Origin of the sequence: Pseudomonas crudilactis (assembly GCF_013433315.1) — a bacterium.
In the GTDB taxonomy this organism is placed as follows: Bacteria; Pseudomonadota; Gammaproteobacteria; order Pseudomonadales; family Pseudomonadaceae; genus Aquipseudomonas; species Aquipseudomonas crudilactis.
This window is the reverse complement of record NZ_WXVV01000004.1, coordinates 220,448-235,624: the sequence shown is the minus strand read 5'-3', so window position 1 is coordinate 235,624 and position 15,177 is coordinate 220,448. Positions and strand designations below refer to the sequence as shown.

Sequence of the window (15,177 nt, the reverse complement as noted above, 5' to 3'; positions counted from 1 at the left end):
GGAGCCCGCCGCCCATGGACATCCTCTACCAGATCCGCGCCCGTCAGGATTCCTTCAGCGCCGGCGAAGGTCGCATCGCCCGGCTGATGCTTGACGACGTCGGTTTTGCCGCCAGCGCCAGCCTCGAAGATCTCGCCCAACGCGCCGAAGTCAGCACCGCCACGCTGTCGCGTTTCGCCCGTACTGTCGGCTGTCGCGACCTGCGTGATCTGCGCCTGCAACTGGCTCAGGCCAGCGGCGTTGGCAGCCGTTTTCTCGACCCGGCGGGCACGCCTGAGCAGTCGGCGTTTTATGGGCAGATTGTCGGCGACATTGAAACCACGCTGCGTCAGCATCTGGCCGGATTCGATGAATCACTTTTCGCCGATGCGGTGAAACTGCTCGGCCAGGCGCGGATGATTCACGCCTTCGGTATGGGCGGTTGCTCGACCCTGTGCAGCGATGAATTGCAGGTCCGCCTGGTGCGCCTCGGCTACCCGATCGCGGTGTGCCATGACGCGGTGATGATGCGCGTCACTGCCGCCAGCCTCAACGCCGAGCAAGTGCTTATCGTCTGTTCGCTGACCGGCATCACCCCGGAGCTGCTGGAGACCGTGGAACTGGCGCGCAACTACGGCGCACGCATACTGGCGATCACCCGCGCCGACTCGTCGCTGGCAGAACTGGCCGACATCGTCCTGCCGCTGCAAGGCGCGGAAACCTCGTTCATCTACAAACCGACGGCGGCGCGCTACGGCATGCTGCTCGCCATCGACGTGCTGGCGACCGAGCTGGCGCTGGCCAATCCTGAAGACAATCAAGAACGTCTGCGGCGAATCAAACTCGCCCTCGACGAATACCGTGGCGGCGACGATCACCTGCCGCTGGGAGACTGACATGCTGTACGACACCCTGATTCGCAATGCCCTGATCATCGATGGCAGCAACACCCCCGGTTACCGCGCTGACGTGGCGATTCGCGAGGGCCGCATCGAGCGTATCGGCGACTTGCACGAGGCCACGGCGACCGAAGAAATCGACGCGGCCGGTCGTGTGCTGGCGCCCGGTTTTATCGACGTGCACACCCACGACGACACCGTGGTGATTCGTCAGCCAGAGATGCTGCCCAAGCTCAGCCAAGGCGTGACCACTGTGATTGTCGGCAACTGCGGGATCAGCGCTTCGCCCGTGACGTTGAAGAGCAATCCGCCAGACCCGATGAACCTGCTCGGCACGGCGGCGGCGTTCGTTTATCCAAGGTTCAGCGATTACCGCGCGGCGGTCGAAGCGGCCAATGCCACGTTGAACGTTGCCGCGTTGGTCGGCCACACGGCCCTGCGCAGCAATCATCTGGATGACTTGTTCCGCACCGCGACGCCGGAAGAAATCGCCGCGATGCGTGAGCAACTGCGAGAAAGCCTTGAGCACGGTGCGTTGGGTTTATCCACAGGCCTGGCGTATGCGAGCGCCTACAACGCCTCCACCGATGAAGTGAAGCAACTGACTGAAGAACTGACGGCGTTCGGCGCGGTGTACACCACGCACCTGCGCAGTGAATTCGAACCGGTTCTGGAAGCGATGGACGAGGCGTTTCAGATTGGCCGTCACGCCAAATCGCCAGTGATCATTTCCCACCTCAAATGTGCCGGCGTCGGTAACTGGGGGCGCAGTCCGCAACTGCTCGCGTCGTTGGAAGAGGCCGCCAAAACTCACCCGGTCGGCTGCGATTGCTACCCGTATGCGGCGAGTTCATCGACGCTGGACTTGAAGCAAGTCACCGACGCCCACCGCATCACCATCACCTGGTCGACGCCGCACCCCGAGGTCAGCGGCCGCGACCTGATCGACATCGCCGCCGAATGGAGTCTGCCGCTGCTCGATGCCGCGAAACGTCTGCAACCGGCAGGGGCGGTGTACTACGGCATGGACGAGGCGGATGTACGAAGAATCCTCGCGCATCCGTTATCGATGGTCGGGTCTGACGGACTGCCCGAAGATCCGTTCCCGCACCCGCGCCTGTGGGGTGCTTTCCCACGGGTGCTCGGACATTTCAGTCGTGACGTCGGCCTGTTTCCGCTGCACACCGCTGTGCACAAGATGACTGGTTTGTCGGCGGCACGGTTTGGTTTGAAGGAGCGCGGTGAGATTCGTGAAGGCTATTGGGCGGATCTGGTGTTGTTCGATCCGGCGACGGTGCGTGATGTCGCGGATTTCAATGATCCACAACGCGCCGCACAGGGTATCGAAGGGGTTTGGATCAACGGTGTCTTGAGCTATCGCGACGGGCAGGCAAACGGTCGCAGGGAAGGGCGGTTTCTCGCTCGACAGGGTGATCTGCGCGACAACTTTCACTGAGGTTTCGCGGACTGCGTCACAGTGATGGCACATTGCGATTAAAGAAAGCCATCAACGGGCCGAATTGCTGACATCCACCCCGTCTACACTGTGGGGCCAATCAGTCAGGGAGCACCCCATGAGCTTCGGCAAAACCACCCCGATCCTGCGGATCTTCGATGAAGCCAAGGCTGTTGAGTTCTACGTCGATTTTCTGGGTTTCAAGATCGACTGGCAGCATCGCTTCGAGGCGAATTTTCCGTTGTATCTGCAGGTGTCGCGGGGCGAGTGTGTGCTGCATTTGTCCGAGCATCATGGCGATGCGTGCCCGGGTTCGGCGCTGCGGATCGAGACGGATGAGCTGGAGGCTTTCCAACAGCAACTGATCGCCAAGGACTACCAGTTTTCACACCCGCAGATTCAGGCGATGCCGTGGGGCAGTCAGGACATGACGATTGCCGATCCGTTTGGTAATCGGCTGGTGTTCACCAATGCGATCTGCCTCTGAAGCGAAAAGCCCCTCACCCTAGCCCTCTCCCGGAGGGAGAGGGGACTGACCGAGGTGTCTGGCGCTGTACATCGACCTGAAAGATCTGCAGCGATTATGGATTCACGGCAGCACTTTCAGGTCGCTGTATTTAGCGAGCATCCCACAGTCGGCTCTCCCAGAGGGAGAGGGGACTGATCCGGGGATGTTTGAGAGAGACACCGACCTGAACCTGCTCGGTCGAATCCATAATCGACTCGGTCATTCAGGTCGATGTATAGCGCCAGACACCTCGGTCAGCCCCCTCTCCCTCCGGGAGAGGGCTGGGGTGAGGGGAAAATGGCCCGCCGCAAAAAGAAGCCCGCCACCTGACCATCACAGTCGGGCAGCGGGCTTTTTCGTTACTCGGTCGGCACGAACTTATCGAGCACCTGATTGACGGCCATTTCCGCCACCATCACCACTTGCGCAATACCCTGCAAAGTCTTGCGGTGCGAGCCTTCGAGCACGGCGGCGAAGTCGTTGAGCATCACCGAGGCCGAGCCCAGCGTTTCACAGGCGTCGACCAGCAAGGGCTCAGTCGCGGATGCCGGGTTGGCCATGTAGAGGCGGTTGGGTTGGTAGGGCGTGGCCATGATCTGCGCGGTGGGTGGGGCGAGATAGTGGTCGAGCGCGCGCTCGGCGGCTTCGTGGAATTTCTTCGAATCGGCGGATTCGTAGGGGGAGGCCGGGTCGGTGACCGGCGGGTTTGGTGTTATTTTGAACATGGGAGCGTACCTTTTAAAGCCGCATCCATTTCGCCGCTAAGCAAAAGGGAGGCAGCTGTGCGCAAGTTAGCGGACCGGTCGCATCCCACCCCGGCGCACCCGAAGGTGCCATGCGCACAGCCACCATAAAGCGCAGGCAAATACCTGACTGGATGATACTCGTGCAGCGGGGAGCGAATGTAGCCGAGCCGCTAAGCTCGATCACTGGGAATCAGTGACGCAATCAAGTTACGCAGCATGCTCAGGGCGCACAAGCCGGCGGATTCTGGCTTAGGCGTAGGTTACGGCGCAAGGATTTGTGGGCTGTTTCGCGTAACGCTGAGTGTCATTAAACACCAGTGGTGTGGGATGTTTATTGCGCTCAAGTATCGAAGATTTGCCTGTAGGAATCGGTTGCTGCAACTGGCGCATTCGCGAGCAAGCTCGCTCCCACAATGGATCTGCAGTGAACATCGAATTGGTGAGCAGCCGAGATCAACTGTGGGAGCGAGCTTGCTCGCGAAGGGGCCAGAACAATCATCCCCGATGCATCTGCCGAAACTCCCCCGGCGGCATCCCCCGCCGACTCTTGAACGTGCGATGAAACGACCTCGGTTCGGTAAACCCCAGATACTGCGCAATGTCCTGAATCGGCAAGGTGCTGTTGAGCAAATAATGCTCAGCCAGTTCCTGGCGCAAATCATCGAGAATCTGCTGATACGACGTCCCCGCCTGATGCAACTGCCGCTGCAACGTGCGCACTGAAACGGCGAGCTGCTCGGCGACCTGCTCCTTGCGCGGCAAGCCCTCCTTGAGCAACTGCCGCAGAATGTTCTTCACCTGCTGTTCCAGCGACGCATCCTCCAGCGTCGCCATCAATCCCAACGCATGTTCTTCCAGCGTGCGCAGCAATTGCGCATCGGCCTGACGCAACGGCAACTGCAAATACGCCAGCGGCACAACCAGCGCCGAATACGGCTGATCGAACAACACCGGGCAATCGAAAAACGCCTCGTATTGCGCAGGCGTCGCTTCGGCCGGGCACGAATGTTCCAGCCAGACACCGGCCGGCGACATCTGTGTATCGGCGATCCAGCGCGCATAGTGCAGCCATGAACCGAGCACGTTCTCCACCAGATGCCGGCGAATCCGTGGGCGCTGATAACGGCACGTCCAGATCAAATGCACGTGGCCATCCAGCACCTCGGCGCGGCTGACGCCCATGTCGCCGACCAGTTTCTCGAACGGCATGATCCGGCTCATCGCATCGCCCAGGGTCGCGCAGTTCATGGTGATGTAGCCGAGCACGCTCCACGAATTGGGCAGGACGAAATTCGCCGCGTTAAGCCCGAACAACGGATCGCCCGAGTGCTCGCAAAAATAATCGAGCAAGCGTTCGTGTGCCTCACCGGGCAAACGCAGGGTGTTGTCGCTCAACTGCTGCGCCTGCAAACCCGCCGCCGCCAACGCAGGCTCGATATCCATACCCAGTTGTTCGGCATGGCGCAGGTACTTGAGCAGCGGCGGAACCGAGGTGAAGCCAAGCGATTGCATGATCCCATTCCTTTGATCAATGGCGGCGGAGGCGGACGAATAGCCTGAAAGGTAATTTGAAACCCCGACTAAAGTAAATGGCTGACGCTTGCGCGACGTTTGACTCAATTGGCTACACGAACTGGCCGGATGCGACCGTGACACTTTACGGCCGCTGGCTAGTATGGGGGCCTGAAATATCACTGATCTGACGGCAAAAAAGGACACACGCATGCGACGCTGGAACGGCTGGGGAGATGCAACCACGGTGGTCGAACTGCCGGCCCAGGGCGCGGAGTTTCTTCATGAGCGATTGGGCGAGGGGCGAGCGCTGCCCGACGCGACACTGGAGACCGCATTGGCCCGCGTGCCAGCCTCGCGATTGCCGGCGCACAGTTTGTACAGCGTCGATGCCCATGATCGTTTGCTGCATGCGCGGGGTCAGAGCCTGCCGGACTGGCTTGCGTTGCGCGAAGGTGCGCTGGGCAATTATCCGGATGCGGTGGCGTTCCCGGAGACGGCCGAACACATTCGCCAATTGCTGGCGCTCGCTCACGAACAGGACTTGTGCCTGATCCCGTACGGCGGCGGCACGTCGGTGGCCGGGCACATCAATCCGCCGGATTCGGCGCGGCCAGTGGTGACGGTGTCGCTGGCGCGGATGAATCGCCTGATCGACCTCGACGAACAGAGCCTGCTGGCGACGTTCGGCCCCGGTGCGAGTGGCCCGCAGGTGGAAAGTCAGCTGCGGGCGCGGGGCTACACCCTGGGGCATTTCCCGCAGTCGTGGGAGTTGTCGACGCTGGGCGGTTGGGTGGCCAGTCGTTCCAGCGGTCAGCAGTCGTTGCGCTATGGCCGGATCGAGCAATTGTTTGCGGGCGGAACCTTGGAAACCTTTGCCGGGCCTTTGGAAATACCAACTTTCCCGGCTTCGGCTGCCGGACCCGATTTGCGCGAAGTGGTGCTCGGTTGCGAGGGCCGTTTCGGGATCATTTCCGAGGTCAAGGTGCGGGTCAGCGCGTTGCCGACGGATGAGCGTTTCTACGGCGTGTTTCTGCCTTCTTGGACCAAGGCCCTGCAAGCCATCCGCCAATTGGCCCAGGCGCGCGTACCACTGTCGATGCTGCGCCTGTCCAACGCCGTGGAAACCGAAACGCAACTGGCACTGGCCGGTCATCCACAACAAATCGCCTGGCTGGAAAAGTACCTGAAGTTATGGGGGGCGGCAGAGGGCAAATGCCTGCTGACCTTCGGCGTAACCGGCAATCGTCGACAAAACGCACTGTCGCTGACCCAGGCACGACAGCATCTGAAGGCCTTCGGCGGCGTATTCACCGGCACCTTGCTCGGCAAGAAATGGGCGCAGAACCGCTTCCGTTTCCCCTACCTGCGCGAGAACCTGTGGAACGCCGGTTACGTGGTCGACACCCTCGAGACCGCCACCGACTGGAGCAATGTCGACCACCTGCTCAACCTCGTTGAAAACAGCCTGCGCGAGGCCTTGGCCGCCGAAGGCGAGCGAGTGCACGTGTTCACCCACCTGTCCCACGTCTACGGCGAAGGTTCGAGCATCTACACCACTTACGTGTTTCGCCCGGCGGCTGACTATCCGGCGACGCTGGCGCGCTGGAAAGCACTCAAACACGTGGCCAGCCAGACCATCGTCGACAACCACGGCACCATCAGCCATCAGCACGGCGTCGGCAAGGATCACGCGCCGTATCTGCTGCGCGAGAAGGGCGCACTGGCAATGGATACCTTGCAGGCGCTGAGCAAACATTTCGATCCGGCCGGGCGCCTCAACCCCGGCACGCTGCTGCCGGAGTGATGACCATGAGTCAGCACTGGAACGCCGCGTGGCGCCAGCAAGTTCTGCCAACGCTGGCGGAGGAAACCTGGGATCTGATCGTCATTGGTGGCGGCATCAGCGGCGCCGGAATCCTGCGTGAGGCGGCGCGTCGAGGCTGGCGCTGTCTGCTGCTGGAGCAACGCGACTTTGCCTGGGGCACCTCAAGTCGATCTTCGAAAATGGTCCACGGCGGTTTGCGCTACATCGCCAAAGGCCAGTGGCGCCTGACCCGTGATTCGGTGCGCGAGCGTCAGCGCTTGCTCGACGAAGCGCCGGGGCTGGTCGAGCCGATGAGTTTCATGATGCCGCACTATCGCGGCGGCTTTCCCGGGCCTCGGGTGTTGGGTGGCTTGCTGAGCGTTTACGACGCCTTGGCCGGGCGTCGCAGCCATCGTTTTCATGATGCGCAGCAACTGCGTTATCTGGCGCCGGGGGTGAAGGAAAATGACTTGCTCGGCGGCACTAGTTTTGTCGATGCACTGACCGATGACGCGCGGCTGGTAATGCGCGTTCTGAGCGAGGCGCGGGCCGACGGTGCTGTCGTGGTGAACGGCGTTCGCGTCGAACATTTGCTGCGAGAAAACGGGCGCGTGTGTGGCGTTCAGGTCGAGGATTGCGAGGCTGGCACGTCACTGCAATTGCGCTGCGGCGTGCTCGCTGTGGCGACTGGCGCGTGGGCCGAACGCTTGCGGCCGACTGAGGCGCCAAGGCAATTGCGGCCGTTGCGCGGCAGTCATTTGTTGCTGCCGGGTTGGCGTCTATCGGTGGCGCAGGCGTTCACTTTCATGCATGAGCTTGATCGGCGTCCGGTGTTTGTTTTTCCGTGGGAGGGCGCGACGGTGGTCGGCACCACGGACCTCGATCATCGTGAGGATCTCGATCAGAGCGCGAGCATCAGCGGCGAAGAACTCGACTATCTGCTGGCGGCCTGCACGCAACAATTTCCCGGCGCAGAAGTGACGGCGAATGATGTGCTGTCGACCTGGTCCGGCGTGCGTCCGGTGGTGGGCAGCGCAGGTGAGCATCAAGACAAACCGTCGAACGAAACCCGCGAGCATGTGCTGTGGCAGGAGCCCGGTTGCGTGACCCTGGCCGGCGGCAAACTCACCACGTTTCGTCCGCAAGCCATCGAATTACTCAAGGCCTGCGCGGCGATGCTTGAGCGTCCTTTCGTTGACGACGCCGCGCCAGTGTTTGCGGCTGTGCCTGCGCTGGCGATTCCTGAGTTGAGCAGCCATCAGTGGCGACGTCTGGCCGGAAGGCATGGCCGAGAGCTGCCAAGGCTGGCGCAACTGATCAAAGATGTCGGCCACGCCACGATCGGCGCCACGGATACGTTGTGGGCGGAATTGGCCTTCGCCTGCGAGAGTGAAATGGTTCTGCACCTGGATGATCTGCTGCTGCGCCGCACGCGTCTCGGTCTGCTGTTGCCGCGCGGTGGCGAAGAGTATTTCGCCGCCATCCGCCCACTCTGCCAGCCACGACTGGGTTGGAGCGACGAACACTGGCAGCAGGAAATTCAGCGTTATCGGGCGTTGTGGCAACGCCATCATGGTTTGCCGGATGCCACGCCTTGATGCCCCTTGAAGAGAGCTCCATGGATAACCACCCGAACAAGCGTTACCTGCTGGCCATCGACAACGGCACCCAGAGCGTGCGTGCGCTGCTCTTCGATTTGCAGGGCAATCTGCTCGGCAAAGGCAAGGTCGAGTTGCAGGCGTATTACTCGACGCAACCGGGCTGGGCCGAGCAGAATCCGGAATATTACTGGGCGAAACTCGGTGAGGCGTGTCAGCAGGTCTGGCAGCAAACGGGGATTGATCGCTCGCAGATTGCCGGCGTTTCCCTGACCACGCAGCGCGGTACAGTGATCAACGTTGATGCCGAAGGCAAGCCGCTGCGTCCGGCGATTCTGTGGCTCGACCAACGGCAGAGCGAAGTCGAGGGCAGGATCAAAGGGCCGTGGGGCTGGCTGTTCAAACTGGTCGGTGCGCAGGGCACTGTGGATTACTTTCGTGCCCAGGCTGAGGCTAACTGGATAGCAAAACATCAGCCTGACGTGTGGGCGGCGACCGACAAGTTTTTACTGCTCTCGGGGTTTCTCACCCATCGACTGTGCGGGCGTTTTGTCGACTCGGTAGGTTGCTGCGTCGGCTATCTGCCGTTCGACTTCAAACGCCTGAAATGGGCCGCGCCGAGTGACTGGAAATGGCAGGCGCTGGCGGTGCGGCCCGAGCAATTGCCGAGCCTGCAAAAACCCGGTGAAACCCTCGGCTACATTACCGCCGAGGCCGCTCGCCATACGGGTATTCCCGAAGGCTTGCCGTTGATTGCGGCGGGCGCTGACAAGGCTTGTGAAGTGGTCGGTGCCGGCGTGGTCGATGCGGGTACGGTGTGTCTGTCCTACGGCACCACGGCGACGATCACCAGCACCCGCTCGCGCTATCTGGAAATTGTCCCGTTGATTCCGCCGTACCCGTCAGCTGTGCCCGATCAGTTCAACTGCGAGGTGATGATTTATCGCGGTTACTGGATGGTCAGCTGGTTCAAAAACGAGTTCGGTCTGCGCGAGATGCAGCAGGCCAAAGAGCAGGGCATCGAGCCGGAGCAGTTGTTCGATGCGCTGGTTGAGGCGGTGCCGCCGGGGTCGATGGGCCTGATGTTGCAACCGTACTGGTCGCCGGGGATTCGCGAGCCGGGTGTCGAGGCGAAGGGCGCAATGATCGGCTTCGGTGATGTGCACACCCGGGCGCATATTTACCGGGCGATTCTTGAGGGACTGGCGTATGCGTTGCGTCAGGGCATGGAGAACATCGAGCGGCGTTCGAAGGTGTCGGTCAAGCGTCTGCGCGTGGCCGGTGGCGGCTCGCAGAGTGATGCGGCGATGCAGCTGACGGCGAATATTTTCGGCCTGCCGGCGGAGCGTCCGCATGTGTACGAAGCGTCGGGTCTGGGCGCGGCGATTTGTTGTGCGGTGGGGTTGGGGTTGCATGCGGATTTCCCTACGGCGATCGCGGCGATGACGCGGGTGGGCACGGTGTTCACCCCACAGCCGGAGGCACAAAAAATCTACGAGCAGCTGTACAAAGAGGTCTACCTGCGCATGTATCGCCAGCTCAAGCCGCTGTATCAGAGCATTCGCAAAATCACCGGCTATCCCGCCTGAAAGAACACCACCAATCCCTGTGGGAGCGAGCTTGCTCGCGAATGCGGAGTGTCAGTCACTAATGTCTTGTCTGACCCACCGCTTTCGCGAGCAAGCTCGCTCCCACAAGGTTATGCGGTGGAATCAGATCCGCTTATGTGGCGCCATCGGAGACTTTTTCTGGTGAGATCGGACAGTGTCAGCGGCGGGGTCGGTTGTTAGGCTCACCCCCCACGGCACCGCCAATAAGAACGAAAAGCAATGAAGCTGACCTTCCTCCTGTTGCTGCTTTGTGCAACGGCCCCGAGCGCCTGGGGCTGGTCGAACCATACGGTGGGCAGCTATCTGGCGTTGCAGGAACTGCCGGCGTTGCGTGATGCACCAGCGGTTGCAGTCGAGCCACTGGAGCAGTTTCTCAGCGAGCAATATCCGGCCGTGCTGGCGCTGTTGGAGCAACAGGAAACCTTCGCCCGTGAGCACTTTGCTCAATACCCGCCACGCCCCGATAACCTGAAGTTGCCGGTCGTGCCAAGTGACAATCTGCGTCACGACTTCCTCACGGCGCTGCGCATCAATCCCGAGATTCATCTGGCGATGGTCATCCAGCCCTTGCCGGGTAAAGACCTGCCTGAGCGTGAGCACTTGCAGGCCAATCAGGTCATGGTCGAGCAAACCCTTTCTCCGTGGAATCGCCAACGTTTCATCGTGGTCACCGATCACGAAAAAGTCGCACCGCTGGCCGTGCTCGCCAGCGCCGCCGACGAGCCGGATTACGGCCACGACATCAACCTGTTCAGCGACAACCCTGGCAACGTCGGCGCGCTCTACGGTTTCGGCCCGCAACCGTTCGGTGATGCGCGGTTCCAGTACAGCTCGCAGGCGCCGTTCCACATGGGCTTCTTCCACGAAAGCCCCGTGGTGTACGCCGCTGCCGGTTTCCTTGAACGCAGTTGGCCGGACTGGCGTGCGTATCAATACATGGGCCTGGCGCGACTGGCGTTTGCCAGCGGTCATCCGTATTGGGGTTATCGCTTTCTCGGCTGGGGCCTGCACCACATTCAGGACCTGACCCAGCCGTATCACGCCAAGCCATTACCCGGCGTCGACCTCGCCAGCCTTCTGTTACTGGAAGGCAAGGCCATCGCCGGTTTTGCTGAGGACAAACAGGCCTCCATTGAGCGCGTCGCGACCCGACACATGGAAGTCGAGAAGTATCAGTCAACCTGGCTGCGGCGCGTGCTACGCACCGGTCAGCCGCATCCGATGCTCGCGGCATACGCCGATGTGGCTCAGGACAAAACCTACCCGCCGTACGCGGTCGACTACCTGCGCGAAGTGGTCAGCGCCGAGTCGGTCAACGATTCCGCAGCCTTCGACGAGGCCATCGGCCAGTGGCTGGAAGCCGCGCCCGTCAACAGTGATTTCAGCAGCGGCAACCAACTGCAACAGGAAGACTTCGACCACCCGGCACTTAACCAGCAGCTATTCAAATTGCTCGGGCATTTCGGTTCACACAGCCGGATTTACGTCAGCGCGGGATTGGCCCCGTAGCGCGGCAATGCACACCAAAACAATAAAAAAACAGGGAAGGAGGAACACATGATCAACTCTCGATTGCGCCTGACGGGCGCCGCACTCCCCGGTGTCGGCCTGGCCGGGTTGCTGCAACTGTGCGCAGTCGATGCGGCGCACGCGGTGGAGTTCAGCTTCATGGACAAACAGGTCACTGGCTCCCTCGACACGACCTTGTCCTACGGCCGTTTGTGGCGGGTGCAGGGCCGCGACAAGACTAACGATGACGTCAACACCAACGACGGCAATCGCAACTTCGACACCGGGCTGGTTTCCGAGGTGTACAAGATCACCTCCGAGCTTGAAGCCAACTATCAGAACTATGGCGTGTTCGTGCGCGGCACTGCGTTCTACGACACGCAACTGATGGACAAACGCAACGACTACTACGACAACAACAGCCCCTCGCAACCGAGCCAGAGCTACCCGCAGGACGACCATTTCACCAGTCAGACCCGCGACATTGCCGGCAGCCGCATCGAGATGCTCGACGCCTATGTGCACGGCAGTTGGGACGTCGCGCAGATGCCGGTGACCGCACGTGTCGGCCGTCAGGTGTTCAACTGGGGCGAGGGGATTTTCTATCGCGGCGGAATCAACACCACCAACCCGGTGGACGCCGCCAAGTACCGCTTGCCCGGCGCCGAAGTGAAGGAAGTGCTGGTGCCGGTCGAGGCGCTGAGCTTCAACGTTGGCCTGACCGATTCACTGACCATGGAGAGTTTCTACCAGACCAACTGGAAGGAAACCCGCATCGACCCGGTCGGCACCTTCTACTCGCAGACCGACCTGTTCGCCGACGGTGGCAACACCGGTTACAACAACTTCAGCGGCACGGCGCTCGATACGCCGGTGCCGGGGTTTGGCAACGTCATCGGTTTGTACAGCGCACTCGGCAACAACCCGCTGCTGAGTTCCGCCCTGCAAAGCACCGGGCTGTACGCCAATGGCGTGACGCCGGCCTACGGCAACACACTGAAAGTGGCGAGCGTCGGCAAGGACTACAACGCACGCAACGATGGCCAGTTCGGCTTTGCTTTTCGCTACATCGCCGAACAGCTCAACAGCACCGAGTTCGGTTTGTACATGGTCAATTACCACGCCAAGGAACCGACCATCGCTGCCGATCTGGGCGGCTACAAAGGCATCGACATGGATGCGCTGACCAACCTGCTGGCGGGTGTCGCTGGCAGTCAGGCCGGGGCGCTGGCCAATGGTCTGGCCACGGCTGATGTGATGGGCAATATCCAGGCGCATCGGCGCTACGCCGAAGACATCCGCATGTACGGCTTCAGCTTCAACACCACGCTGGGCGAGGCGTCGGTGTTTGGTGAAATCGCTTATCGGCCGAACTTGCCGATCGGCGTTGCAGCGACCAACGATTTGATTGGCGACCTGGCCAACGGTGCAGCTGTGGCGGTGACGGGTCGGTCGATCAACGTCGGCGGGCAGATGGTCAATCTCAACAGCGAGATCAACAACGCCGAACGTGTCGAAGCGTTCAACACCTCGCTGGGGACCATCTACAACTTCGGCCCGACTGCCTCGTTCGACTCGCTGTTCGGCATCTTCGAACTGGCCTCCGAGCACCTGCGCGGCAGCAGTCTGCAATACACCGCCTACGACGGCAGCCGACGTTATTACGCCGGTACCGGTAACTATTCCTATGTCTCCGGCGGTGATCGCGACGATCAGGTCAACCGCAATTCCTACAGCTACACGGCGATGCTCAACGGCACCTGGAACGATGTGTATGCCGGGGTTAACGTCTCGCCGTACATCGTCTACAAGGACGATTTCGAGGGCAACAGCTATCAGGCCGGCAACACCATCGAAGGTCGCAAGGCTTACACGCTGGGGATAAAGGCCAATTACCAGAACAAGCTTGAAGCCGAACTTCAGTACACCGAGTTCTACGGCGGCGGGCAGAACAACGGCATTCGCGACCGCGACAACGTCGGGTTCAACCTCAAGTATTTCCTGTGAGTTTCATACGAGATGTCTGCGACACCTCATCCCCCTGCGGGAGCGAGCTTGCTCGCGAAGAGGCCAGCACATTCAACCTTGATGTCGACTGACCCATCGCTTTCGCGAGCAAGCTCGCTCCCACAGGTTTCTGCATTCTGGAGAAGATCATGTTTCACACTTCACGATTTACCAAGACCACGCTGGCGCTCGTCATGGGGCTGGCGGCCAGTAGCGCTTTCGCCGCCATCACCCCGCAACAAGCCGAACAACTGAAAACCACCCTGACCCCCATGGGCGCCGAGCGCGCGGGCAACGCTGCCGGCACGATTCCCGCGTGGACCGGCGGCATCACTCAAGCCCCGGCCGCTTACAAACCCGGTCAGCATCACCCCGATCCATACGCCGCCGACAAACCGCTGTTCACCATCACCAAAGCCAATCTCGACCAATACAAAGCCCACCTCAGCCCCGGTCAGATCGCCCTGTTCAACAGCTACCCCGACACCTTCCAGATGCCGATCTACCCGTCCCGTCGCTCTGGCTCGGCGCCGCAGTGGCTGTACGACAACACCCTGAAAAACGCCACCTCGGCCAAGCTGCTCGAAGGCGGCAGCGGTTTCTCCGATGCCTACGGCGGCGTGCCATTCCCGGTGCCCAAGGACGGCGTTGAAGTGCTGTGGAACCACATCACCCGCTATCGCGGCATCTACGTCGTGCGCCGCGCTTCCGAAGCGCCGGTACAACGCAACGGCAGCTTCGCGCTGGTGACCTCGCAGCAGGAAGCGCTGTTCAACTATTACCGCCCGAACGGCCAGTTCGCCGACCTGAAAAACATCCTGTTCTACTACCTCGCCTTCGTGAAAAGCCCGGCGCGCCTGGCCGGCGGTGCCGCCCTCGTGCACGAAACCCTCGACCAGCTCAAAGACGCACGTCAAGCCTGGATCTACGACGCCGGCCAACGCCGCGTGCGCCGTGCACCGAACCTCGCCTACGACACGCCGATCGCATCCTCCGATGGCCTGCGCACCGCCGACGACACCGACCTGTTCAACGGCTCGCCGGACCGCTACGAGTGGAAGCTCAAGGGCAAACAGGAAATCTACATTCCCTACAACAACTACAAAGTCGCCAGCCCCGAGGTGAAGTACGCGCAATTGCTCACCCCGGGTCACCTCAACCCGCAATACACCCGATATGAGCTGCACCGGGTCTGGGTGGTGGAAGGCAACCTGAAACCGGGCTCGCGGCATATCTATTCCAAGCGTGTGCTGTTTCTCGATGAAGACAGCTGGGGCGCGGCACTGGTCGATCAGTACGATGGGCGAGGGGAGTTGTGGCGCGTGTCGATGGCCTACCTGAAAAACTTCTACGACCTGCCGACCACGTGGAGTGCGCTGGATGTTTTCCACGATTTGCAGGCGCGCCGTTACTACGTACAGAACCTTGATAACGAAGAGGCGGAGACGGTGGATTTCGCGCAGCCGGTGCCGGAGGATGCGTACTTTATGCCGTCGGCGTTGCGGCAGCGGGGTACGCGCTGAGATAGCAGACCTGTCTATGTTTT

Annotated in this window: 11 protein-coding genes; 9 read left to right on the top strand and 2 right to left on the bottom strand. The window is 61.1% G+C overall.

From position 1 onward, the window contains the following. Positions 1-14 precede the first annotated feature (14 nt). From GTU76_RS06745 to GTU76_RS06735, 3 genes are all read left to right on the top strand, one after another. Positions 15-875 (top strand): MurR/RpiR family transcriptional regulator, encoded by an 861-nt coding sequence (locus tag GTU76_RS06745; protein ID WP_180698288.1) that lies wholly within the window; start codon positions 15-17, stop codon positions 873-875. A gap of 1 nt (position 876) precedes the next feature. Continuing rightward, positions 877-2,334: an N-acyl-D-amino-acid deacylase family protein gene (locus tag GTU76_RS06740; RefSeq protein WP_180698287.1), complete on the top strand. Its 1,458-nt coding sequence runs from the start codon at positions 877-879 to the stop codon at positions 2,332-2,334. Positions 2,335-2,452: 118 nt separating this feature from the next. Then, positions 2,453-2,821, top strand: a complete 369-nt coding sequence (locus tag GTU76_RS06735; RefSeq protein ID WP_180698286.1) for a glyoxalase superfamily protein — start codon at positions 2,453-2,455, stop codon at positions 2,819-2,821. A 380-nt stretch (positions 2,822-3,201) separates the two neighbouring features. On the opposite strand, the gene GTU76_RS06730 is transcribed toward GTU76_RS06735, so the two are convergent. Beyond that, a complete protein-coding gene (locus GTU76_RS06730; RefSeq protein WP_016986535.1) occupies positions 3,202-3,567 on the bottom strand; it encodes a DUF6124 family protein in 366 nt (121 codons plus the stop codon). Between the two features lie 516 nt (positions 3,568-4,083). Beyond that, positions 4,084-5,100, bottom strand: a complete 1,017-nt coding sequence (gliR, locus tag GTU76_RS06725; RefSeq protein ID WP_016986534.1) for an AraC family transcriptional regulator GliR — start codon at positions 5,098-5,100, stop codon at positions 4,084-4,086. Positions 5,101-5,311: 211 nt separating this feature from the next. Here gliR and GTU76_RS06720 point away from each other — a divergent pair, with 211 nt between their 5' ends. From GTU76_RS06720 to GTU76_RS06695, 6 genes are all read left to right on the top strand, one after another. Further along, positions 5,312-6,907 (top strand): FAD-binding oxidoreductase, encoded by a 1,596-nt coding sequence (locus GTU76_RS06720; RefSeq protein ID WP_016986533.1) that lies wholly within the window; start codon positions 5,312-5,314, stop codon positions 6,905-6,907. Between the two features lie 5 nt (positions 6,908-6,912). After that, positions 6,913-8,505, top strand: a complete 1,593-nt coding sequence (locus GTU76_RS06715) for a glycerol-3-phosphate dehydrogenase/oxidase (protein WP_180698285.1) — start codon at positions 6,913-6,915, stop codon at positions 8,503-8,505. Between the two features lie 20 nt (positions 8,506-8,525). Continuing rightward, positions 8,526-10,094, top strand: a complete 1,569-nt coding sequence (locus GTU76_RS06710) for an FGGY-family carbohydrate kinase (RefSeq protein WP_180698284.1) — start codon at positions 8,526-8,528, stop codon at positions 10,092-10,094. A 240-nt stretch (positions 10,095-10,334) separates the two neighbouring features. Continuing rightward, positions 10,335-11,624, top strand: a complete 1,290-nt coding sequence (locus GTU76_RS06705) for a phospholipase C/P1 nuclease family protein (protein ID WP_180698283.1) — start codon at positions 10,335-10,337, stop codon at positions 11,622-11,624. 48 nt (positions 11,625-11,672) lie between these two features. After that, positions 11,673-13,631, top strand: coding sequence for a DUF1302 domain-containing protein (locus GTU76_RS06700; RefSeq protein ID WP_180698282.1), 1,959 nt, complete (start codon positions 11,673-11,675; stop codon positions 13,629-13,631). Positions 13,632-13,825: 194 nt separating this feature from the next. Then, positions 13,826-15,154 (top strand): DUF1329 domain-containing protein, encoded by a 1,329-nt coding sequence (locus GTU76_RS06695; protein WP_425503630.1) that lies wholly within the window; start codon positions 13,826-13,828, stop codon positions 15,152-15,154. The last annotated feature ends 23 nt before the right edge of the window (positions 15,155-15,177 follow it).